At 42.1% G+C, this 24,551-nt stretch carries 16 protein-coding genes; 7 read left to right on the plus strand and 9 right to left on the minus strand.

Features of this window, described 5'->3' with window-relative positions:
• The first annotated feature begins 49 nt into the window (after nt 1-49).
• The gene (locus N824_RS25740) at nt 50-1,486 is read left to right on the plus strand and encodes a hypothetical protein (RefSeq protein ID WP_048907987.1); all 1,437 of its coding nucleotides are present in this window, start codon (nt 50-52) and stop codon (nt 1,484-1,486) included.
• A gap of 36 nt (nt 1,487-1,522) precedes the next feature.
• Here N824_RS25740 and N824_RS25745 read toward each other — a convergent pair whose 3' ends face one another.
• Nucleotides 1,523-1,759 (minus strand): hypothetical protein, encoded by a 237-nt coding sequence (locus tag N824_RS25745; protein ID WP_048907988.1) that lies wholly within the window; start codon nt 1,757-1,759, stop codon nt 1,523-1,525.
• Nucleotides 1,760-1,946: 187 nt separating this feature from the next.
• Between N824_RS25745 and N824_RS25750 the strand changes: the two genes are divergently transcribed.
• The 5 genes from N824_RS25750 to N824_RS25775 all read left to right on the plus strand — a co-directional run bounded on the left by N824_RS25750 (nt 1,947) and on the right by N824_RS25775 (nt 6,238).
• The gene (locus tag N824_RS25750) at nt 1,947-2,309 is read left to right on the plus strand and encodes a SnoaL-like domain-containing protein (RefSeq protein ID WP_048907989.1); all 363 of its coding nucleotides are present in this window, start codon (nt 1,947-1,949) and stop codon (nt 2,307-2,309) included.
• Between the two features lie 220 nt (nt 2,310-2,529).
• Nucleotides 2,530-2,760, plus strand: coding sequence for a hypothetical protein (locus tag N824_RS25755; protein ID WP_048907990.1), 231 nt, complete (start codon nt 2,530-2,532; stop codon nt 2,758-2,760).
• Between the two features lie 236 nt (nt 2,761-2,996).
• Entirely contained in the window at nt 2,997-3,797 is an 801-nt protein-coding gene (locus tag N824_RS25760) for an HNH endonuclease (RefSeq protein WP_084498456.1), read from the plus strand.
• A gap of 10 nt (nt 3,798-3,807) precedes the next feature.
• Nucleotides 3,808-4,344: an ATP-binding protein gene (locus tag N824_RS25765; RefSeq protein WP_161662364.1), complete on the plus strand. Its 537-nt coding sequence runs from the start codon at nt 3,808-3,810 to the stop codon at nt 4,342-4,344.
• A gap of 1,525 nt (nt 4,345-5,869) precedes the next feature.
• Nucleotides 5,870-6,238 carry an ASCH domain-containing protein gene (locus tag N824_RS25775; RefSeq protein WP_048907994.1) on the plus strand — a complete coding sequence of 123 codons (369 nt, stop codon included), beginning with the start codon at nt 5,870-5,872 and terminating at the stop codon, nt 6,236-6,238.
• A 111-nt stretch (nt 6,239-6,349) separates the two neighbouring features.
• Here the strand turns inward: N824_RS25775 and N824_RS25780 are convergent, their stop codons facing one another.
• The 3 genes from N824_RS25780 to N824_RS25790 all read right to left on the minus strand — a co-directional run bounded on the left by N824_RS25780 (nt 6,350) and on the right by N824_RS25790 (nt 9,317).
• Complete coding sequence (locus tag N824_RS25780; RefSeq protein ID WP_048907995.1) at nt 6,350-6,529, minus strand: hypothetical protein; 180 nt, start codon at nt 6,527-6,529, stop codon at nt 6,350-6,352.
• Nucleotides 6,530-6,644: 115 nt separating this feature from the next.
• Nucleotides 6,645-6,878, minus strand: coding sequence for a hypothetical protein (locus tag N824_RS25785; RefSeq protein ID WP_048907996.1), 234 nt, complete (start codon nt 6,876-6,878; stop codon nt 6,645-6,647).
• 864 nt (nt 6,879-7,742) lie between these two features.
• Complete coding sequence (locus N824_RS25790) at nt 7,743-9,317, minus strand: glycoside hydrolase family 76 protein (RefSeq protein WP_084498457.1); 1,575 nt, start codon at nt 9,315-9,317, stop codon at nt 7,743-7,745.
• 780 nt (nt 9,318-10,097) lie between these two features.
• Here N824_RS25790 and N824_RS25795 point away from each other — a divergent pair.
• Nucleotides 10,098-11,513 (plus strand): sialate O-acetylesterase, encoded by a 1,416-nt coding sequence (locus tag N824_RS25795; RefSeq protein ID WP_084498458.1) that lies wholly within the window; start codon nt 10,098-10,100, stop codon nt 11,511-11,513.
• Nucleotides 11,514-11,623: 110 nt separating this feature from the next.
• Here N824_RS25795 and N824_RS25800 read toward each other — a convergent pair whose 3' ends face one another.
• The 5 genes from N824_RS25800 to N824_RS25820 form a co-directional block, all read right to left on the minus strand.
• Nucleotides 11,624-13,858 (minus strand): GH92 family glycosyl hydrolase, encoded by a 2,235-nt coding sequence (locus N824_RS25800; protein ID WP_235207307.1) that lies wholly within the window; start codon nt 13,856-13,858, stop codon nt 11,624-11,626.
• A gap of 14 nt (nt 13,859-13,872) precedes the next feature.
• A complete protein-coding gene (locus N824_RS25805) occupies nt 13,873-17,070 on the minus strand; it encodes a glycoside hydrolase family 2 TIM barrel-domain containing protein (protein WP_048907999.1) in 3,198 nt (1,065 codons plus the stop codon).
• A gap of 271 nt (nt 17,071-17,341) precedes the next feature.
• The gene (locus N824_RS25810) at nt 17,342-20,704 is read right to left on the minus strand and encodes a VCBS repeat-containing protein (RefSeq protein WP_052334270.1); all 3,363 of its coding nucleotides are present in this window, start codon (nt 20,702-20,704) and stop codon (nt 17,342-17,344) included.
• Nucleotides 20,705-20,811: 107 nt separating this feature from the next.
• Nucleotides 20,812-22,551 carry a RagB/SusD family nutrient uptake outer membrane protein gene (locus tag N824_RS25815; protein WP_048908001.1) on the minus strand — a complete coding sequence of 580 codons (1,740 nt, stop codon included), beginning with the start codon at nt 22,549-22,551 and terminating at the stop codon, nt 20,812-20,814.
• Between the two features lie 9 nt (nt 22,552-22,560).
• Nucleotides 22,561-24,444, minus strand: coding sequence for a SusC/RagA family TonB-linked outer membrane protein (locus N824_RS25820; protein ID WP_084498459.1), 1,884 nt, complete (start codon nt 24,442-24,444; stop codon nt 22,561-22,563).
• Nucleotides 24,445-24,551 lie beyond the last annotated feature (107 nt).

Here is a 24,551-nt window from a genome sequence, read left to right on the forward strand (position 1 = left end):
AAACGAATATGCACCAATCTGTCGAAAATCTTCATTAACGAAAGACAAAATGATATCAAAGAAAGAGGTTAAATCCTTCAAAAGACCTGTAGAAATAATCAAACTGATAAGTGGTTTGGGCTGGGGACTATTAACCAGCAGTCCCTTGTCAGGGGTGAAGGCTAGAATGCGAAAGGTCGATAAACAGTTTTTTCTAAATTGGACAACTCCAGGTCAGTCGGGAGAACTTGAACCTCGCAAGGCTGGTTATCAAAATCTGTCTTTTGATTTCAAAGGATACTCGCTAGTCTTAGAAGAAGTATTCGATGGATCGGATATGATATTCCGGCACAGGGGTGTGAAAACGACTGAGAATGTTAACTTTTTTTATACTGCCGGATTCAAAAAGAACGCATCATTTTATTATCGACTGATAATTCCCCTGGAACGAAAAATGGATTTTCTCTTTCAGATAGCAAGGAAGCCGTTCTTAGATGATTTCGGTAGCATCCATGCACTCGGAACACAAGCCGTTATAAATGGTGACGAATTACAGATAAGTATATTTTATGACGAGAAGAAAAAATTCTATCTGGCGATAGAATCCTACGAAAAACAATCCTATGAAATTTTCAACGACAAGGCTCATGCTGTGATTAATGCCCTGGGATTTTTAACAGGCCATCTCGCGGGGAATACCGGGTGGTATTTTGCTTACAAATCCAGAAATTTATCTGACCCCGTTCACTTTTATCATAATCCATTACGCAATGCGATTAATACTTCATACACACCGATTAACACCAACCCACATGCCTGGATTCGTGACCGGAAAGAAGCAGACCGTTTATATGACCTAAAATTCTTAAAGCCTGTTAGCTTAGCCGCTTTTTCAAATCTATGTCAGAAACTTTACGATTCTGTAGATTTCTCTTCTGCCGTGCTACTGATATTAGAAGCGAGCGCTGCCAGCCTAATTTTCAGACCTGGTGGCTATGCCATCGTGCTGGAAACTATGGCTGATTTAATCATCGGACAGGAAAAAGCCAAAGCACCGATGACCCCTGCTTTGTCCAAAAAAGTCAGACAGATGTTGAGTGAAGTAATCCATTCTGAATGCGATCTTATCCCGGACGAAAGTCGGGAGATACTTTTGGGAAAGATTAATCAGATCAACCAGATCACCAACAAATCCAGGCTGCGTGTGCCATTCGACGAACTCGGGCTGAAATTGAATTCAAAAGATCTAGAACTCATCGCCACCAGAAATGATTTCTTACATGGCCGCATCCCCGACATCACCAAAGCAGGAGAATCACGGCCTAACGAACGGAAAAATAAAGATCTATATTATGCCTCAGTACGATTTTACACTTTACTTAGCCGCCTTATCCTAGCTTGGGTTGGCCACGACAACTATGTGTTGAACCATGCAAAAATACAGGAAAAATTTACCCGGATTCTCTTGGAAGAGGACTATTACTCAGAAACATTCTCTACTGAATAACCTCAAAATAATCGATTTCTTATAAATCTAATTGGTTTATGCCACGCTCAATTTAAACCCAGCCTGCAGACCCAAAACCTCATGCTGGCTGATTGTAGCAGGGTCATTAAATTGTCTGAACAGAATATCTTCCGGCATCGCAATCACTCCCGTAGAACTGCGTACCAGAATACCATCATCAGTCTTTTTATGGGAAATGTACTCACCAACGGCAGGGTTTAGCTCCTGTAATCTAATGAGCAGCTCGTAGATAACATATACTGCAATTTGCATTCGGCAAAGATAGGGTAACATTAAGATAACAATAAATTATCATTATGTTAACGAAACCACCCTGGCTACCACCAAATTTAACCTGCCGTCAATACCAAAACCATTAGGTATTAATGAAATCATAAAGTTTACTGAACAATCAAGGCACAGGTTTTGAATAACTTAGGGTATAACTAATAAAAATCGTATGACAACACAAGAAGTTGCTGACAAATTGGTTCAACTATGCCGCGAAGGTAAAAATGATCTGGCCATCGAAGAGCTTTATGCCGAAAATGTAACCAGCAAAGAGCCAAAAGGTTTAGACATGGAGCTGACCGAAGGCAAAGAAGCCGTTAAAAACAAAACCCTCAAATGGGAAGAAAGTGTAGAAGAAATCCACAGCGCATCATGTTCCGATCCGATTGTAGCGGATAGCCATTTCTCCATCGTAATGGACATTGATGCCACCTACAAAGCATACGGAAGAATGAAAATGAGCGAAATCTGTGTTTACGAAGTTAAAGACGGACAGATCGTTGCCGACGAGTTTTTTTACAGAATGGGATAAAAAGAGAAAGGGTTCTGGTAACCAGCCTGAACCCTTTACTATCAACTAAACCTAAACGTATAAATACTAATCAAATATTTATACCACAAAGCTGAAGGCGGCTTATTAAACCCATGTTAAATCATCGTCAACTGTTAAGGATAACCAAAGCATAACACATACCCGCCTCTAAGTTAAAACCAGATGCCTTGCTTTGCGCCAATTAGCAAGACTACTTAACATGGAAAAAACAGAAACAAAGATCAGTGCAGATCTGCAAAAATTCATTGAAAAATTCGAGCCGAACAAATTCAAGATGATGGCAAAAGGCATCGAGATTAGAGGCATCAATGACATGCACCGGAATATTGCCCAGGCCAAAGACCTGATCGCAAGACTGGAGCTGAACCTTTTTGTGTCACACAATGCCGAAATGCTGAGCTATGGAGCCTTTGAAGTAAATACACTTTAAAACATAAAAGTCCTGCTAAAAATGAGCCGGACTTTTTCAAATCTCCATCGTCTATAAATTTGTCGACGGAAGGCTGACCAATTTACAATCCCATCCAACCTTTTTCCTATTGTAAAAAACCCCTGTATCATTAATATGGTCTTAATGCACCGTTGTATCAATTAAATCCCTGATTCTCTTTGTATAATGCCGCAAGTAGGTTATCTTAGAAAGAAACTAACCAAAAGACTCTCTCAATGAAGTGCTTGTTCTGCAAACAATCATCAATTCTATCAACTAGTGTAGAGCATATAGTTCCAGAATCCTTGGGAAATAAAGGTTACGTATTGGCAAAAGGAATCGTATGTGATCAATGCAACAACTACTTTGCAATAAAGATTGAAAAGCCTGTTCTTGAAAATGAATTTTTCAACAGCCTGAGATTCAGAAACAGCATCCCTAATAAGAAGAACAAGCACCCGAAAGGCTCTGTGATAATTCCACAAACGAATTTTGTGGCAGAAATATCAGTGGATAAAGATGATGATGAATCTCTGCATGTAGTCCTGAATGACGAATCATTTGCCTTAATGTTAGAGGGTAATATCAAAGAAATTCACCTGTTAGCTGGAGAATTTCCTAAAAATGATCCAAATGTTTCGAGGCTGATGGCGAAAATGGGCTTGGAAATGATGGCACACCGCTTAATGGGACATGCCGAAGGCTTGGGATATCTAATCGATGAGGTTCAATTAGACCCAATCAGAGAATATGCTAGATACAACCATAAAAGAGAGAATTGGGTATACCACAGCAGAAAAATTTACGAAGAGAATGAACAATTCATTCAGGAAAATGGGGCGGTTTTAGATAAGGTTTTTGAATGTGATTTTTTATCCACCAAGTTTAACGAAATGTATTTTGTCCTTGCTTACAAGGGGATAGAACTGGTCCTAAATATGGCAGGGTCATCACTGGAAGGCTACATCAAATGGCTTGAAGAAAACAATAATCTAAGTCCACTATATATAGGTAAGAATGCTCCGAATAAAAAATGAAACAACAGAAATGGCAAAAAATATAGTTTTTATAGGGGGTATTCACGGTGTGGGCAAAAGTACTGTATGCCAGAACATTTGTGTAAAAGGGGATATAAAGCACCTTTCCGCAAGTGATTTATTAAAGTGGGTGGAAATCAATACAGATCCTAAAAACAAAAAGGTAAAGGACATCGAGGATACTCAACAAAGACTCTTAAGAGGTCTAAATGAGACTGTTCAAATGAATACAAATTATCTATTGGATGGGCATTTTTGTTTATTTAACAACCATGCAGAAGTATCCAGAATTCCCATTTCTCTCTTCAGAAGCATTAGCCCGGTTATGCTTTGCCTTGTAACAGGAAATGTTGCGGACATTAAAAATAATATCGAGCAAAGGGACAACAGACAATATGATCTAGATTTATTAACGCAGATGCAGGTAGAAGAAATTCAACATGCCACCTTCATTGCCTCTGACTTAGGCATTAAGCTTATTCTGGGAACAAAAGAGGACTTCAAACATATTCAAGAATCAATTAACGCCATATTTAATCTTAAATGAGAGTTCTATTAGACACCAATATTATTATCCACAGAGAGGCCGCAAAAATATACAACAATGATATAGGCATCCTTTTTAATTGGCTGGATAGGATTAATGCGACAAAGTGTATCCATCCCTTGACTGTTGAAGAGCTGAATAGATATAAAGATGGAGAAACAGTAAAAACCATTAATATAAAGATTACAAATTATCATCAACTCAAAACTTTAGCCCCATACGGAGACGATATCAGGAAAATTTGTGAAGCACTTGATGTAAATGATAATGATATAGGCGATTCTCAAATTCTAAACGAAGTCTATAATGGCAGGGTTGATTGCCTGATTTCAGAAGATAAGAAAATACATAGAAAAGCATTTCTTTTAGGCATCAGCGATAAGGTCTTTACGATAAATTCCTTTTTGGAAAAAGTCACCGCTGAACACCCCGAATTAATAGACTATAAAGTATTAGCGGTAAAGAAGCTTTATTTTGGAGAGATAGACATTAAGGATACTTTTTTTGACAGTTTCCGAACTGACTATAATGGGTTTGACAAATGGTTTAACAAAAAATCAGACGAAATAGCTTACGTGTGTTATCAAGACAATATTTTAAGTGCTTTCCTTTTTTTAAAAATCGAGGATGAAAACGAAAATTACTCTGATATTAATCCGATCCTGCAAAAAAAAAGAAGATTAAAGATCGGCACGTTCAAAGTTACCAGCAATGGGTATAAACTAGGAGAAAGATTTCTAAAGATTGTTTTCGACAATGCCCTTGCTCAGAAGGTTAATGAAATATATGTGACGATCTTTAACAAAAGAGAAGAACAAGTTAGGTTAATTAATTTGTTGGAAGAATGGGGTTTTACATTTCACGGAATCAAAAATACTGAAAATGGTGATGAGAATGTATATGTAAGGCCGTTTGATAAATCTGTACCTGCGAATATTAATTGCCCCAAATTAACATTTCCGTTTCTTTCAAAGGAAAGCAAAATCTTTATCGTCCCAATATATCCCGCATATCATACTGAACTTTTTCCAGACTCTATCCTTAAAACTGAATCGCCAAAAAACTTTATTGAAAGTGAGCCCTATAGAAACGCACTAAGTAAAGTATATATATCCCGTTCCCATGAAAGAGAGCTAGATCCGGGCGACTTAATCGTTTTCTACAGAACTGGTACCGCTGGAAATGCTATTCATACTGGTGTAGCGACAACAATTGGAATTGTAGAATCAGTAWKAWMWRMKRKWYMTRWTGRRRCKAYMWWKRTWKYSCTTTSCWKWRAAAGAARYGNNNKMAGTGWCWWCNAGTKAMANAMGMRTTRRARWWRYAWTSSCTTTAATAAGCCCGCCCATTTAATTTCCAGACCTTTTATCGTTAACTTTATATATGCTTATTCATACCCGAAACGGCCAAATTTGCTTTGGTTAAATCAAAATKKCAWMRWTCYTRAWRKMAWAKWYRKGYCGAGAGGATTTCGTAGAATTAAGCGAGAAGATTTCATTAACATTGCAAAATATTCCTATAAAAAATGAGAGTACTACTATCCATAAAACCCGAATATGCCTTTAAGATCTTTGACGGCTCCAAAAAGTTTGAATTTCGTAAGGTGATCTTTAAGAAACCGAATATCAAAACAGTAGTAGTTTATGCCTCATCACCTGTTCAACAAGTTATAGGAGAGTTTGAGATCGACGATATACTAAGTTACGATCCAGATAGCATCTGGAATTTGACAAAAAAATATTCGGGCATCAGCAAGGCCTTTTTTGATGAATATTTCGCAGATAGAGATATCGCTCATGCGATCAAAATTAAAAGTACAACTCGCTATAGTACACCTTTAAACATTCGTGAAGACTTTAATGCAGTACCACCTCAATCCTATATGTATTTATAACGACTGAACTTATAATCAGATGAAGCACTCAATGAACTAATTTAGTCAATACCAAAATAAAAACCCTGCCTAAATAGACAGGGTTCTATAATTCCCAAAACAGTTTATATTTTATTTTCCGCTGTTTTTCTTTTCAGTGATCTCTTTACGAATGTCACCAGCTAAGACCTTCAGGTCTTGCATCGCTTTTCTCACTCTCGTTCCAGCCGCGCTGTTATTATGGTTATAAAATTTAGTCGCATCCGCTTCAATGCCTGCGATCAGTTCTTTTACTTTTTCAAATTTTTCCATGCTATTTTATTTAATTTTTAATGGTATGGAAACCGCGAGGCAGCTTCCGTATGCTTACTATTTATACTACGTTATAAACTTCAATTGATTAACGGCCCAAAGATATTAAAGATCCTCAGACCGACAAACCCTGCTTCTTGCAGCTTTTTTGGCTCTGATCTTTGGTCTCCGCAAGCGGAACAGATTTAATTTGATCTTTTATTTGCGGCTGATCCCAGCGAACAGACACTCCCTTTTCATCATTAATATTAATAGTGCGCAAGCTCAGATTTGCCTCCATAAAAAGCAGGGGTTCTTTCCCGTCTTTAGAAGGTAACTGTACGACGGCTTTGACTTCCGAATCCTCCATTTCCGATGAAACTGAATATCCCTTTCTAAAATAATTGCACGTCAGTTTGCATCATGAGACTACCTGACGACGCCAAGGTTACGGGATCAGACAACATACCGCTGAGATGATCAGCAAATATGGATAGAAGAATTTGTCATCAATAAACTGACACGATCCGTGGGCATATCTCCCAGAACATTTTAAGTTTACTGTAAGGACAAGGAAGATCTTCTGAAGCAATTATGTACGGCCATCAGCAAAAAGATTTGGTCATCCAGCATTACGGGGACTCCGCCAGAACACGGGCTTTGCTGAAGGATTCAGCCTTCAATGGAAAAAACAGGCTAACTTCCTGAAAAACACATCTCTCAGAAGTGCAATTTGTGGAACAGCTCCTGTACACTCTTTTTTATCAAAGCGTCACAACCGACCATATAAATGATTATGGCAATCGGGTAAGCTCGTCTATCGAAAATACGATACGAAAGCAAGAGCTGATCAAATTACCATTCGAACTCCATTGGTCGCTTGTCTTCGCTCCAATTTTCCAATTGTTCAAATTTGAATCGCTTAGCCTCGTACTGAATGGACCGAAACCATAATGTATTAAACCTGATTTTAACACGTTATAATTTCTCCTAAATTATTGAAAATGACAAATAACACCGAACCGCCGGAAAAAAGCCAGAAACCCCTCGGACCATTCACCGTTCTACGTCAGGGATCTCTTCCAGCGACAGCCCCACCGGTTAACATCTGACAATTTCAGTATAGTTAAAAAAAAATGACAAGCGCATATTTGCTTGTCATTTTTAATCATATTTTTACTACCACCGAGATCACGCTAGCCATAACGTCAATCGGCAGTTGCTAGCTGTTGACTTACGGCGCAACAAATTGCCATTGCTGATTGTTGCCCCCGTTTGGCTTCCATTGTACTACCGTAGAACCCTGCGCAGTGCCAGCTACATCGACAGCTTTCCCGGAATTCACAAAAATCATACTGTAATAGCCGGAAGAGGGCGAAGAGAAATAAAATTTCGAATTCCCGCCACCATTGTAGTCAAACAATACAATGTTGGCATTATTATCGCCGCTATTGCCTGCAACATTGATCGACCTGCCACTACCCACACCCTGCAATCTGTAAAGTCCGCTTCCAAGACTAACCAGGGTCCAGCGCTGGTGGTTTCCGCCGCCATATCCCCAAGTATCAAGCAAAGTATTATTAGCTGTAGCACCCCCCACGGCATCTAGACTCAAGCCGTTATGACGCGCGTTCAATCTATAGGTGCCTGTGGGAACCGAAACGATCTCCTGCTCAGGGGTCACATTCAGAACTGTAACCATACTGATGCAGTTCATCGCAAACTGTTCACCGGACGGCGTTGGGTTACGCCAGTCATTATTCGCTATGTTGTAGTCTGTACGTCTATTGTTCCAAGCAGCAATACTCTGACGGACAAGCCACGGATAATACTTGTCGGTCATATTATTTTCTCTGGCAAGTTTCGCTATACCACGCGCACATGCGTCGGCTTCCTGGTTCATTACTCCCCATTTATCGACCACAAAGTCAGCTGTCCTAACTGCGTCGTTGAGATATTGTGCATTGCCCGTATGTTTATATAGTGAAGCAGCGGCATTAATAAATGATCCTTGATTGTAAGAATTTTCTGAAAACTGTATAGACCCGTCATTCACTTTTGCCTCATTCACCACACCAGTAGTGGTGTTGTAAATACCGCTGCTTCTAAACCAAGTATAAATCTGCTCGCTCCTGTTCAGAAAACTGGCATCCCCGGTGGCCTCATAAAGAAATACACCGCTGATGATCATCGGATTGTTGGCAAGCGATGCTTTGGTATGCTTGTCCATGTTTTCCCATAAGCCGCCACCCAAAACGTTATCCCATCCGCGGTTGAAGGCAAAATTCCAATTATTTGCAGCTACAGTGCGGTAGGTCTGATCGCCTGTCACATTGTAAGCCCGGATTACTGCAATACATGCCCAGGCGATATCATCCGTCCAGGAATTCCATGACCAATCATAAGTCTCCTGGTTTAGAAATGAATTCGTCAGATCAATGATCAATTGCTTACGGGTGGGTGTCGGGTTTCGCTCATAAGCGTCAATGATTCCGGTAATGATAAACGCCTGTCCCCAGAAATAAGCTCTATCACGCTTATTAATTCCGTCTACAAAATACGTCGCATTACCAGATCTCACTAAAAATGCGTTGAGGAACCCGTCATAGGCGGCGTTTGCATTCGAAAGTGGATTGATAGGGTTAACAGCAGCAACCAGATTCGCCGCCATTTTAGAATTTACGTTCAGTCCAGTTTTTTCTTCCTCAAGTTGAGTTTTTTTGCATGCCGAAAACATCGTGGCGACGCCTACCGCAAACAGGACACAAATTGTTGAAAATAGATTTTTGTCTAAGGATGATCTTCTCATTTTTTTTTAAATTTGGTTTATATAAGGTTAATTGATTGCTTGGTCGTTTGTTGTTTCACAAACGCAGTTGCGCCGAAGCCGGATGTGTGAATTTTTCCAAGTATCATCTGTACAATGCTTCGGTCATGTTTAAGTATTTAGCAGAAACAATGTCTATAGCTTTACCCCTGAAACTTTTTAGACCCTTATTACCTGAAATGAAAGCACGGCCGCGACTACTTGAGAAGGAATGAGCCAGGTGAAAGTAGTATTGCCTACCTACTTGGATTTGATTAAAATATTGAAACGAAAGCATTTGACTACAAGAGATTATTTGGTTAATGCAAACTAAAAGGATAATTGACTTAAAAGTTTGCCCATTAGTTCATATTTTATGTCAAAACGTACTTTGTTGCTCCTGAGTCACTACCCACCTCAGCGGAGAAAACTTACAATTGTTTTGAAAAAATACCCTGCTGTTTGGGCTCATATTTCTGATGGAACGGGTATTAGAAACTTACATTATATGGAGGGATCTTAGGAATAATCGAAGTCAATTGCCAGTTAAAGGAAATTTTTGACTTCTAAAAATCCTTAAAGCTAACGTTCATTATAAACCACCAGATAACAGAATAAATAGCAGAAAATGTACAAGCCGTCAAAAAAGAAGCACGCTACAACAATAACTGATCAATGTAAGTCTGCATTTTTGTTCTGCTAACTTGGAATGCGATATTTTCCGCTATCGATTCATCCAGTGAAGGCGGAGTAACAAATGTTAAAACCCATAGGTCAAAGAAAATGAAGCGTGTCTATTGTATTCTAATCTGCTATTTATCTATTTGCGCATCAGCGAATGATCTGATCGCACAAAAAAATTTAAGCCTGTCCCCTTTGTTCTCAGATCATATGGTGTTGCAACAAAAAACCAAAACAGAATTTTGGGGAGAGTCTGCTCCGGGCGAAAAAATAGCAGTATCTACAGACTGGGCAACAAATACTACGACCACAGCCAACAGCAGCGGCAAGTGGCGTGTGAGGTTAAAAACACCCGCCGCCGGGGGGCCATACACGATCCGGATATCAACCAGACATACCACTTTGATCGTCAAAGATGTGCTGATTGGGGAAGTCTGGCTTGCATCTGGCCAATCCAATATGGATATTCCCCTGGCAGGATGGCCTCCAGGAGATACTATAGAAAACTCCAGACAAGAAATCAGTAGCGCAAATTATCAGCAAATTCGGTTTTTTAAGGTCCCGTTCAAGGTTGCCCCAAAGCCTTTGACTACGGTATCTGCAAAATGGGATCCTATCTCGCCACAGAATGCCGGTACTTATAGCGCTACCGCTTATTTCTTTGCTCGTAGATTGCAGCAGACCTTACATGTACCCGTCGGAATCATCCAATCATCGATCGGAGGCACGCCCATAGAAGCGTGGACCAGCAAATCTTACCTGCAAAAATCAGGCGATTTTAACGACGCGATCGGCGGCCTGGATAGCGCAAAACTAAACAGCAATAGCCCGACAGTTCTTTTTAATGCGATGATCAGTCCATTAATTCCCTACACGATAAAGGGTGTGATATGGTATCAAGGGGAATCCAATGTCGGCCGCGCGGCACAATATAAGCGGCTTTTTCCGCTAATGATTCAGGATTGGCGCAACAAGTGGGCAACTGAACTGCCTTTTTACTTTGTTCAGTTAGCTCCTTATATCTATAAAGATCCCAAGCAAAGCGATCAATCGCAAAAATTAAGGGATGCGCAGCGTTATGCCTTGCATTTACCGCGAACCGGCATGGTGACGACGCTGGATATTGGCTACCTTAAAACTGCTCATCCGCCTTACAAACGGGAAGTCGGAGATCGTCTCGCTAGATTTGCTTTCAAATACCAGTATGGCATAGAGCAGGTTGCATCCGGGCCGCTTTACAACAAGACGAAAGTAACAGGAAATGGCCTTGTAGTGGAATTCACGTCCGTGGGGACCGGCTTGTGCGCTGCAAAAACTGGCCTTGATAATTTTGAGATTGCTGGTGCTGATAAAGTGTACATAAAAGCCAACGCGAGCTTATCAGGGAACAGGGTAATCGTCTCCCATCCCTCAGTATCCAAACCTGTTTATGTAAGGTATGCCTGGAGCGATAGCAGCACGGCCACCCTGTTTAATAAAGAAGGACTGCCTGCGGCTACATTTACGTCAGAAAAATAAACCGCGCTGATTTTCAGTTTTAATGAAAGTCAGCCTGAGTTCCAATCGAGAACACAAATACGTCTTAACTCTGGCTGCAAGCTAAAGCATATTATACGTTGGATATTGTCCTACCGGCTGCCATGGCCAATTGCTCTTGTGGCGATTTCAATTCTACCACCTGTCTTAAAAAGATCATGAGAAACAAAATAACCTTTTATCATTTTACCATTCACTTTTATACCGGTTAGCGCGCGACCTTTACCTGGTTTTGTAATGGTCAATAGCTTGCCGCTGCTGGTCCGCCATTTCACCTCATCAAATAGTGGAACTGTCACCAGATATTCAGGATCCGTTGCTGAAAAAGTATATAGGCCTAGCGCATTTAACACGTACCAGGCAGACATTTCCCCCGCATCGTCCATTCCTGAAAGGGTCAGGCCGTCATGGATACCGTATAAATTGTTTAAAATATAATCCAGCCGCTGCTGCGTTTTTTCGGGCTTCCCAATAAAGTAGTAACCATAAGGTGCCTCATGGTCGGGCTGGTTACCGTGACAATATTGTCCTATCATGGTTTCTACGTTCCTGGCGATATGCTTAGGATTCCATGGCAAAGTAAACAGCGAATCCAGTTTAGATTCAAAGCCCTTTGGACCGCCATACAGTTGTATCAAACCTGGCATGTCGTGGGGAGCAAAGAAGGACACCTGCCAGGCGTTTGCTTCTCTATACATATACTCGTAATAGGGATACTGTGGGTCGAAATTTTTAATCCAATCGCCGTTCTCCAGTCTTCCGCGCATGAATCTTGTGGAGGGATCGAACATGTTTTTGTAGTTTTTGGATCTTGCCATTAACAGTTTATAATTGGCAGAGTCTCCTAACTTTTTAGCGATTTGAGCGACAGAATAATCATCATAAGAATATTCAAGGGTTTTGGACACGCCAGCTTTAGCCTTGGTCTCCACGTGCGGACTTGCAATGTCAGGGTCGGAAATATAGCCTTTTTGAATGTATTCGTTGAGATAAGGCCTGGCACGGCCTTCAACGTTAGCATTTTTTAGCAGCAGTTGATAAGTGGCCTTGATGTCGAAATTGTCTATTCCTCTAAGATATGCACCGGCTATTGAAGAGGCTCCATGATCTCCGTGGAAAAATGTTGGAATAAACCCGGTTTTCTCGCCAACATCTTTCATTGATTTGATGACATCCAGTGTCACAGCAGGTGAAATCAGACCTAAAAGTACATCCTTGTTTCGGTAGGTATCCCATAAGGAAGGTTCGGTGTAATAATTAAATTTCCCTTTTACCACCTGCCTTTTAGCGTCCGTGTACTCCCCGTTTACATCACTTCGCAATGCAGGCCACAAGAATGATCGGTATAGGCAGGAATAAAGCATCTCCCTTTGCTGTGGAGTGCCGCCCTTCAATTGTACTGATCCAAGTAGTTTCTCCCAGGTGTTATTTCCTTCCGCGCGGATAACCTCGAAGGTCTTATTGCCTATTTCCTTTTCCAGGTTTTGCTTGGCATTTTCCATGCTCACAAACGACAAGCCTATCTTGAGTTCCACCGGACCCTTGCTGCCATCGGCAAGATGAACAAGGGCATAGCCTGTCCTGGTTCCCTGGTTTGTTTTTTCAAGCTTTAAAATTGCAGTATTCAAAGTTGCATAAAAGTATACGTTTTCCCTGCCCTGAAAACCCTGCAGAGCAAACTGCCCTACCTGCTCGATGTTCCAGTCCGAAATTCTACTTAGCGCTTTAGAAAGATCGAATAAGATCATTCTGCCGGAATTATCCTTGTATTCATATTTATGATAACCACAACGTAGAGTCGAGGTTAAACTTACCTTCACTTTGTAGTCATCCAGGTATACTTGATAAAAGGCTGGTGAAGCACTTTCATTTCTATGGGAAAAATGTGAAATAAATTCACTCTGGGATTTGCCGGTGTTGGAAACTGGTAGAATAGGAATATGTCCTAAATTCCAGTGGCCCTTATTCGTATGGGTAAAACCCCTAATGACAGAATCTTCATATTCGTAACCTGCACCTGCGTCCTTATATTCTGTCATTGGGCTCAATTGTACCATCGCATTGGGTAAGGAGCTTCCAGGGAAAGTTAATCCTGCCCAGGATCTCCAGCCCTTTGGCAGCTCATAACCCAAAATTTTAGGATCTGTAAGCGGCGCGGAACCTATAAAAGTATTGACATACTTTGTATAGCTTGTAGTCTGGCTTTTCCCCGCAATGGAGGAAAGGAGCACCAAAAAGAACGAGAGAAATCTGATATTTTTATAACACATGGTTTTATTAATTTGACGTGCAATTGAGTTAGTTGCGTTTATCACTAAAAGTTCCATCTACCGAGATATGTTTATTTTTTCAAAAGCTGCATCTGGTAACTGAACTTTGTAGCTTTAGCATACACCATATAGGGTTCCAAAGGTCTTGGCCCGCAGCCATTGGACCCTACCCCAAGCGTCTTATGACTAACACACAGAACCGTACCCTTACTCTCTGGCAGGTCTATTTTGTATTCAACGGGATCCATTTCTTCATCACTATACGGAAGTGCAGAAACTTGCAGAACCGAATCTAACTGTTTAATACCAATTCCGCTTCCATTTTTGGAACTCAAATTTGCCCAGCGGACATCCTCATGGTTTCCGCATTCCATTGGCTTTTCGTATGGAGTTAATTGATTTGCTACACTGCTGGCAAAATAACCCACGTCAAACCCGCTTTTACGGTCTCCATAGTTCTCCATCGGTCCGCGCCCCAAATAGTTAAAATTATTCAGCTCCTTATTCAGAAACATCCGAACTCCAATCCTTGCCAGAATCAATTTGGGATTGCTGAAACTGACCTCATTCACGGCATTGATGGTGCCATCATTCTTTATTATATAAACAACTTTGTGCTGCACTTTAAAATCTTGTTTACCAGTTCCTGTTAAATTCACGCGAATTTCAACCAGTCCGGAAGCAAGTAAACTGCTTCTAACCTCATTTGTGGTCCATGAGATATTTTTCAAGCCGTTCTTCTCCCAGTCACGGTAGGCCCACATGTCATCGATCTGATGGGGAGCACGCCACAAGTGAAGCCTCGGACCCCCATCTTGCTGTAAAACATTCCCTCCTGCGCCTACAAGCTTAGAAAAAGTACCTTTGACCTTGTCGAATTCAACGTTGAATCCACTCCCCTCAACAATGACATGCTGGTCGTTCTCAATCAGACTTAAAGCGCTACGCTGTGTTGTATTTACCTGTGCCGGCAACGGAGTTCCTAGTTCGAATTGCTGGGAGGCGACTTCATACCCTTTTTTTGCCCAGATCTTATCCTCAGCGAGCTCAAATGAAACCCGCACAAAATATTCTGCCCCTGCCCGGGCAGCAATTTTGAAAGGAATTTTCACATGTTTTTCCTTTCCCGGAGCAATTGTCCCTACAGCCAAATTCCCTGAAGATACCGGCAGGCCATTTTCGGTTAACTCCCATTTGGCATTCAGGTCCGAAAGGTCACTAAACTGGTACCGGTTCTTTATGGTTACCAGTCCATTTTTTACATCCTGGTTTCGGATGCTTATCCACTGATAAGCATGCTTGAGTTCCGGAAAATGGGGCTTCAGTGACCTGTCAGAAAATACCACACCCTTGTGGATAAAGTATTTATCGTTCGGATATTCACCGAAACCTCCACCATAAGCTGTGATCGGATGTTCAGGATTCCGGTTGTTGTAAACTCCCTGATCCTGCCACTCCCAGATGGCACCTCCTAGTAAGGAAGGGTATTTGTCAAACAATTCATTGTAAACATCCACCGACCCCATAGAATTGAACATGGCGTGAGCGTATTCGCACAGGTAAAAAGGCTTATTAAGCATGCTATCCTGTGCGTTTTTTTCCAACTCCGGAGTTTGAGTATACATTCGGCTGTCAAGGTCTGCTGGATTCTTATCGCCGATGCCAAAACCTTCGTAGTGCGTTGGCCTTGCCGGATCAATGGATCTTATCGCCGCTAAGGCAGCCCGGAAATTAGTTCCGCCTGATCCGTTCTCATTCCCGAGTGACCAGATAAGAACTGAGGGATGATTTTTAAAGCTTTCCACATTAGCAACATTCCGGTCAATAATGGCTGCTTTAATCGTAGGTTCTTCATTAAACTGGTTCTGCACATCATGACATTCCACGTTAGCCTCTGCAACCAGATAGATTCCGTACTGGTCACATAATTCATACCATCTTGGATCATTCGAGTAATGAGAAGTTCGTACGTGGTTACTATTGGTCTGTTTAATCAAAATGATATCTTTAATCATCTGCTCCTCTGTAACCGAATGTCCGTCATCCGGCCAATTTTCGTGGCGATTAACACCTTTTAATTTTATAGGTACACCGTTTACCAGAAACAGGCGACCTTTAATTTCGATCTCACGGAACCCGGTTCGTGAGGATAATGTTTCCACAACGCGGTTATCATCCTTTAGCGTGATAATCGTTGTATATAAGTCAGGTGTTTCTGCCGTCCATTTCCTTGGGTTACTAACCTGAAAAGACACATTAATACTTATCTCTTGCCCCGGCTTTAATGACGGAACTAACTGTGTTACAACTGCATCTGGGACCGCGGTGTTGCCGTCGTACAAAGTAGTTTTCAGTTCCTGCGCTTTAGTTGATTTGGTCCCATAGTTTTTTATTTTAGCGGTCACCTGCACTTGAGCATCACGAAAATGCTTATCCAGATCAGTTTTGACGAAATAATCGCGAATGTGCACCTGTGGCGCGCTCCAAAGGGTTACATTCCTAAATATCCCACTCAAACGCCACATGTCCTGATTCTCCAGATAGCTACCGCTGGTAAAGCGATAAACTTCAACCGCTAATACGTTTTTACCTGGTATCACATATTTGGTAAGGTCAAATTCCGCTGCATTCCGGCTATTTACACTATAGCCTACTTTTTTACCGTTTACCCAAATAAAAAAACCAGCATCAACCCCATCAAACGTGATAAAAATGCGCCGCCCTTTCCAATTGGCGGGCACAGTAAAATCGCGGCGATAGCTGCCCACAGGATTCCGTTCTTTATAATTGGTATACTTGACAGACGGCGTGCCCATTACATGCGGGAAATCTTTATGGAAGATGTAGGTGAAGTTGCTATAATTGGGTGTGCCGTAACCCTGCACCTGCCAATTAGAGGGTACGGGCGTATCCTTCCATTGAGATACGTCAAAAGAAGGTTTATAAAAACTTGCCGGCCGTTTCTGCGGCCAGTCTACCCATTTGAATTTCCACAAGCCATTAAGGCTCCGGGCAAAAGAAGATGCATGCCGCTTTCCTTTTAGTGCTTCTGACAAAGAGCCAAAGGGCATAAGCGTAGCGTGGCTAAGCTCTTTATTGATGCCGAGAATTTGAGGATTTTCTATTTCTGCCGGAACAGATGCCGTATCTGATGCCGACAAAAATTCCGTTAAGGAAGATTGCGCGAAACTTCTGGCTCCTTCCGAAATCACTAGCAGAAATACAAGAACAGAAATTCGCGCAATTTTTGATAATTTGTAATTGATCATATTGTGTGTGAGTGTATGTTTATGTTTAGCBTCCGHACBNADATAATTCCTACTGCGGTACCAGTCAAGGGCCAGCCCTGCAAATCTCTGTGTTACTACACCGCCGGCATTGTCACTTCATACTTTTTTTTTTACGACACGTACCTTTTTATGACATTCATTTCCCGAAGTTTGGCTGACACCAACCATCAAACGCTAAGGCCTCTGAAACAATAGCATATTGCGTTGCTTGTAGCAGGTCAAGATTCCGATTGCTTAGATAATTTTGAGTTTATGGCAAACTGGGCAAATAGGCCTGTATATTTCCCCGCCCTATGCTAAACAATAACTTTTCCCTGATTTTGAGTACTGACCGTACATCTCCGGTTAAATTAAAACCCGATTGCTGCTGATCTATATAACGGAAGCCTCCCTTACCGTTTCCTTTTAGCAATACACCGTGGTTTGCGTCATATTTTCCAAAACGGATGCGGGCGTTGTTAACATTACCGCATAATAGCAGGTCATTGTTTCCATCATGATCATAGTCCAGTACGGTAATTGTATTTATTGGCGAGTATTGCGCTTGCAGAGGTAACATTACTTCATGTAATTTGCCTCGCCCATTGCTTATAAAGCATGCTGTGGCAAGGTAGTTTGCCCATAAATGTTGAGCACCTTTTATTTCCTCAGGAGTAAATACTTGATCTATCGTAGCATCGGCGTAGCTTTTATAATTCGGGAAACGGACACGCATCAGGCTAATCTGATCCAGCATTTCGTCACGGGTTACATCGGGATAACTTTTGTGTTGTATGTACAAGCAAAGTATAGGATCAACAGATCCATTTTCGTCAAAATCCTTAAAATACATTTCCGCCGGCTCAGCATCAGATGCGCGGCATTGCGCATTTAATCCAAGATTGCCCGCAATGATATCCGGATGACCATCATTGTTCAAATCACTAACCTGCAGGCAATTCCACCAACCAGCATATTTTTTATCAAAATACTTTGTGGTTACCTCAACCAGCTTGCTGTTCTGGCTTTCAAAAACGGTGATTGGCATCCACTCGCCGACTAAAACCAGATCGGGTTTTGCATCGCCGTTCATGTCAACCCATGCAGCATCAGTTACCATCCCAATATTTTTAATAGCAGCATTATAATTTGCCGTTTTATCTGCAAAATTTCCTTTCCCGTCATTAACTAAAATATAGCTTTGCGCCGTTTCAGGGTAACGGCCAGGTATAACCCTGCCCCCTACAAATAAATCAAGCATCCCATCGCCGGTAATATCCGCAACTCTGACACAGCTTTTACTGCTTAACATTTTGGGTAGCGCATTTTTTGCCTTTGTGAAATTTCCCTGACCGTCATTAATATAGAGCCTGTCCTGCAGCCTGGGGTCATCCGGTAAAAAATCATCATAACCACCCGATGCTGCATACAGATCAAGCTTTCCATCGCCATTGGCATCAAAAAATAGGGCAGCACCATCAATACTGGCCTTATCGGCTTCAAAAGCAACATTGGATTTTAGAGTGAAGGAACCATTTTTCTGCTGTATATAAAGCGATGCAGCATTCCCCGCTGTGGCGCCAACATATACATCTTCAAGTCCGTCTCCATTTACATCGCCTTTAACCAGACATGGGGCTGAAAAAGAGATTTGATTCACCATTAATGGCTGACGTTTAAAATCGTTTGGTGTACTGACGATCGGCCTGTGAGCGATTGGGGAAGGGGTAATGTTAAACACAGGCTTTTCTGCCTTTGCTTTGACAAAGTAGGCGGCGGCATCCTTTTCATTTAGGACGACTTGCTTGTTCGCGCCCGGATTCTTGATCAGCTGCGTCTTACCACTCTGCCAGATTACCCTTAAGGAATCTACCCGACTTATTTTGCCTAAACCAAAATGCAGTACTGGTGATACGCTCGATTGATATCCGCGCGTCGGCATCTGCTCCAGGTATTGTTTCTTATTTCCGGCATAAAGGATAACTTTAGCCCCGATGCCCTGGGTATTGGCTGCGCCACCTTTCAAACTGACACTCAACCGGTGGTTTTTATTTTGCGAGGTTGCCAGGTTCTCATAGATAAATGCCGGCTGGTTAACATTATTTTCAATCATGTCCAGATCACCGTCATTGTCCAAGTCGGCATAGGCGGCACCATTCCCATTGGACGACTGCGTGACCCCCCATGAAGCGCTGGCGTTTTTGAACGTACCATCGCCATTATTCTTAAAGAAATAACTTTTTACCTGTGAGGAAGGCATTTGCTTTACGATATTCAAAAGGTCTTCACGCACTACATCTCTGTTACTTAGCTTATCACCCATGAATTTCAGAAAATCCATATTGGTATAATCGCGGGTATAACCGTTGCTTACAAAAAGATCTTTCCAACCATCATTGTCATAATCGGCAAATAAAGGTGCCCAGCTCCAATCCGTATTTGATATGCCTGCCAGTTGCCCAATCTCACTAAAGGTATTGTTGCCATTGTTGATGTGCAACATATTGCGCATGTACTGATAGTAAAACCCTACCTTAACATTCAGGTCAAACGCTTCATAATTATCAGCGCCAAATAATAGTTTTTGGCGGTTATTATCTTCAGGCAACATATCCAGTGTATAAATATCGGGCAGGCCGTCATTATTGATATCAGCAATGTCATTGCCCATCGAATAAAAAGAGGTATGCCCCATTTGCCGGGTCAGCTGGTCGGAATACTTGCCGTTGCCCAGGTTAATGTATAACCTGTCTGGCATGCTGTAATCATTGGATATATAAATATCGGTTGCGCCGTCCCCGTTTACATCGGCAATTCCGGCTGCCAAGCCGTAGGAAAGCGTCGTATTTATGATGCCAGACTTCGTAGTAATATCACTAAAATGGCCATTATCATTCTGCAATAGTCGTATCCCTGCCTGCAGGTCGGGTTGACTCATGAAATCTCTTACCGAGGCATCATCCAGCAGACTCAACCGGTCGATATTGTGATTGACCAGCAGCAGGTCAAGATCGCCGTCGCGGTCTGAATCGAAAAAATAAGCCTGTGTGCTATAGGAAGGGAAACTCAGCCCATACTGATCCGCCATGTCTTTAAACAGCGGTACGCCGTTTTGGTCATTTCCCTGATTAACAAACAATTGGTTTATCCTTTTCGCATCATCAAGCTTACCTGAATAGCATACATATATATCAAGCCTGTTATCGCCGTTAATATCTACCATGGTAACGCCGGTTTTCCAGGGACCTGGCCGGCCAGCAACTCCCGCCGTCGTGGTAATGTCTTTGAACTGCATTCGTTTTTGGTTTAAATACAATTTGTTAGCAGTCATATTACCGGTAAAGTAAATATCCTCATATCCGTCACCGTTCAGATCACCCACTGCCACACCTCCACCATTATAGAAATATTGATAAATGAGTACGTTAGTATTTAAGCCCTCAGTTAATGTGTTGCTAAAATCTATATGGGTTTGTTCCGGTGTGAGCAGTTTAAACAGAGGTTCGGCTTCTGGTAGCGGAGTACCCTGATCACCGGAATGACAACTCAAAATTGAGCCCACAGCACATAATAGGATACCGCAATATAAGGCTCGTCTTTTCCGCTGGTAAACTGAAATGAAGTTTTCAACCATTTTGTTGTTTTAAGATTGGATTTCTTTTTGCACACCAGGTATTTATAGTACAAAATTTCACACCCGGATAAGCCACAGGTGTGAAATTCAGTCAGCAATAACGTTGTTTAATTATAACCAGGATTTTGTACCAGTTTTGGATTTTTAACCATAACATCCTGGGGAATAGGAAGCCAATTCATGTGCTCCGAATACCTGTTCTGGAATACGATTACACGGTTGTAAACGAAGTTGTTACCGTTCGGGGTTATCTGCAAGCCATACATAGGATTAGTTAAGACCGCTGGACCTTTGGTTGTAATTTCCCACCTCCTGATATCATACCAACGTTTATCTTCAAACGCGAGCTCCAACCGGCGCTCCCTGCGAATGATGATACGCATGTCGGCCTGGCTTTTTCCGGCTGCAACCGGCGGTAATAACACCCGCTCTCGAACCAACCTGACGGCTTCATAAACACTTCCATCAGGCCCTACGGCCTCATTTTGTGCCTCCGCATAACTTAACAGCGTTTCGGCATAACGGTAAAACTGGTAATTGGAGACATTAGGACTGGAGTTCAGGCTGGCCTGACCTTTGATAGATTCGTCCAGTGTTTTACGTCCATGATATCCCGTATTAGAAATATCACTTTTTGAGCCGAGGTCAATCTCGTTAGGACCACCCATCCGTGACTTGAAGACCTCTCCCTGCCAGTAAGACCCATCATATATAATGGTTTGTTCAAACCTGGACTCTCTATGCATATAAGGATGTTGCGGGTCATAGCCTGAAGCCGGATCAGTAATTGGCAATCCGTTGTCCATCTGGTAATCATCCACAAGGTTCTGAGTCGGCGAAAAGCCTCCCCATGCCTGCTGACTGCCGCCAACGATAACTGGTCCCATAAACCCCTCCCTTCGATGTCCTTTGCCTGGCAGCGCATACCCACGGGCAAAAATCGTTTCAGCATTCCAGTTATTTGCTGCCAGAAACTGATCTCTGAAAGCCGTCGAGGTAGTACCAGAGCCGGTAGTGGAAAGAATAGGTGCTCCTGATTTGTTAAATAAACTATAGGTACCCAGGTCCATTACCGATTTTAGTGTAGCGGCAGCCTTCGCCCACTTCGCAGGGTCGTTATTTTTATTTGCTAAGGGGCTCGCCGCAAAAAGCTGCACATCACCTTTTATCATCAAAGCAGCTCCTTTTGTAACCCGGCCAAGGTTCTTACCTGTTTGTGTTACCGGTAAAATCTCAGCAGAAGCATCACATTCAGCTTCAATGAAAGCAACTGTTTCATCAATTGTCGCTCTCGGCGCGAAAATATCGCTGCCATCCAAGTTATTCAAAGGCACAGTAATTAACGGCACACCGCCATAATTCCTGAATAAAATGGAGTAGAAAAAAGCACGAAGGACTCTTACTTCAGCAGCTCTCTGTTCATACCACAAAGCATCGTATGCGCCTTTATTGGCTTCAGCTTCTTTTAAAAATACATTGCACCGCCTAATCTGTTCGTAGTTTCGGATCCATCCTAATTGGTCGGCCGGGCCGTTGGTAGCATTACCAGGACTGAGTGCATTTGAACGAACTCTTTCCTGCGCCTCATGGTTCGTAGCCGTCACGTTATTATTGTCACTATACGCTTCAAGAGTACGATCGGTCGCATCATTACCGTCCGGCAACCGGTCATAAATGTCATTTACAAAAAGTTCGGCATTATTTTGTGTTTCGAAAGTCGACTTGTTGGTTAAAATACCTTTGGCCGGTACATCCAAGAAGCCATCCTTTTTACAGGAGCTGATACTTATAACCAGCAAACTAAGTAAAAAGACCTTAGCTATATCCCTACTGTATTTAAATTTCATATTCTTAAATTAAAATGTTGCATTAATTCCAAATGATATTACCCTTTGCTGGTAGTAGTTCTGAGCACTACCACTATTTTCCGGATCTACCGGTTCATCCATCCATGGCGTCCAGGTAAATAAATTTTGACCTGAGGCATATACCCTCAATGAGCGTACAGCGCTAGGAAGTAACTTATTGGAAAAAGTGTATCCCAATTCCGCACTCCTTAACCGAATATAGGAGGCATTCCTGATGAAATGAGTTGAAGGCTGTCTGTTGTTTGAAGGGGGAGTACCAGATATTCTTGGATATTTGGCATTCGGATTTGAGGGCGTCCAACGATTCAGATATACAAATTCACTAGCGGAACCTGAACCGACAAACGGAAACACGTAATAGTTGTCAAGTGCAAGATGGCTTCTGGCAGTACCCTGAAAAAGTAGATCAAGATCGAAGTTTTTATAGGTCAGATGTGGTGCAAGGCCGTAAATAATTTGTGGCATTTGTGCATTCCCGATAGGAATGTAATCGTTTACGTCGACTTTCCCGTCGGGTTTCCCATCAAAAGAAGCGCTTTGCAAATCTGCATATTTGATATCACCAGGTCTGACATCTCCCCAGTTCGGTACAGGCACTCCTGGCTTTAATTTTGGAAATTGTTCTGAAGGATCCACAAAATCATCTGTGGTATAATAGCCTATTGACTGAAGGCCAAATTGCTGTCCAAGCGGCCGGCCGGTTTCTCTTCTATTTGGATTGTTTAAAGTGGAAGCATTTTCAAACTTTTGTATTACTTTACTTTTGGCATAGGTGAAGGTCCCTCTTACATCCAGACGCAAATCATTAGAAAACTGTTTAAAGCTGCTTATCGTGAATTCTACGCCCTGGTTTGACAAAATACCGCCGTTAACTTGGCCCAGAGGAACACCATACTCTCCTGGTAATACTCCAATCTGATCAACTAAGAAATTAGAGCGTCTTTCGTAAAAATAATCAGCTTCAAGTCCAAGCAGCCCATTCCAAAAAGTACCTTCAAAACCTATATCAGACTTTTTGGCCCTTTCCCAGGTGATGTTGGGATTTCCTTGTAAATTCTCAGCTATACCCTGGGTAATTCCGCCACCTAATACTGCGGAGGAACCATCAACCCCGAACTGGTCCAGGTTCTGATATTGGTCAGGAATCCTGTCCAGACCATTTCGAATGTTCGGGTAGTTCCCTGACTGACCGTAAGAAACTCTCAATTTAAGATTATTAATCCAGGAGATTTGTTTCATGAAGCTTTCCTCGGAAATGCGCCATCCGGCAGAAAAAGCCGGAAAAAATCCAAAACGATTTCCTGGTCCGAAAACATAACTTCCGTCATATCGGCCAGCTGCCTCAGCAAAGTATTTGCCGGCATATCCATAGGTCAGCCTATACACATATCCCATTTGCTTTTGCGCGCCGGAAACCCCGCTAACCCGTGAATCTGCCGGACTTGTACCACCGAAATCCAATTCGTCTAAACTCAGGTCGAAATTTACCCGCTCTGCATAAAATGATTGCCATTTTACGTCACGATACTCGGCAACCAAAAGTCCGCTAATTTCACTTTTACCGAAGGTACCCGCATAATTCAAGATACCCTGATAGGTTGCCATGTTGTTCTCGTTGGTGGTTAACCTAAGGCTGGGTTTCGGATCTCCACCGAGCGCAACTGGAAAAAGATAGTCCACACCCGGACCATATTGCGTAACACCGTCGGGAAGGCCTGGATTGGTATACGGCATAGGAGTTCTATATCTTCGCACTATAGAATTTTGAACAGGACTAAATCCCAACGGATCAGGTCCCTTGTCATAACTTAATACGCCTTTAAGGCTTAAGCCTTTTATTGGCAGCTGTTGCTCAATGGAAACCTDTGTCADVAHTTCNTTGDHTTTTACGGBTTCATHCNBGTATHDGVTGAAVTTGCHCRNTRSAAMSMTGCRYCWAYRWWSCSKKSYYYTWYACYWTTWCNATARCNGSWNTSRKA

The sequence above is a fragment of the Pedobacter sp. V48 genome, assembly GCF_000523515.1.
Classification (GTDB): domain Bacteria; phylum Bacteroidota; class Bacteroidia; order Sphingobacteriales; family Sphingobacteriaceae; genus Pedobacter.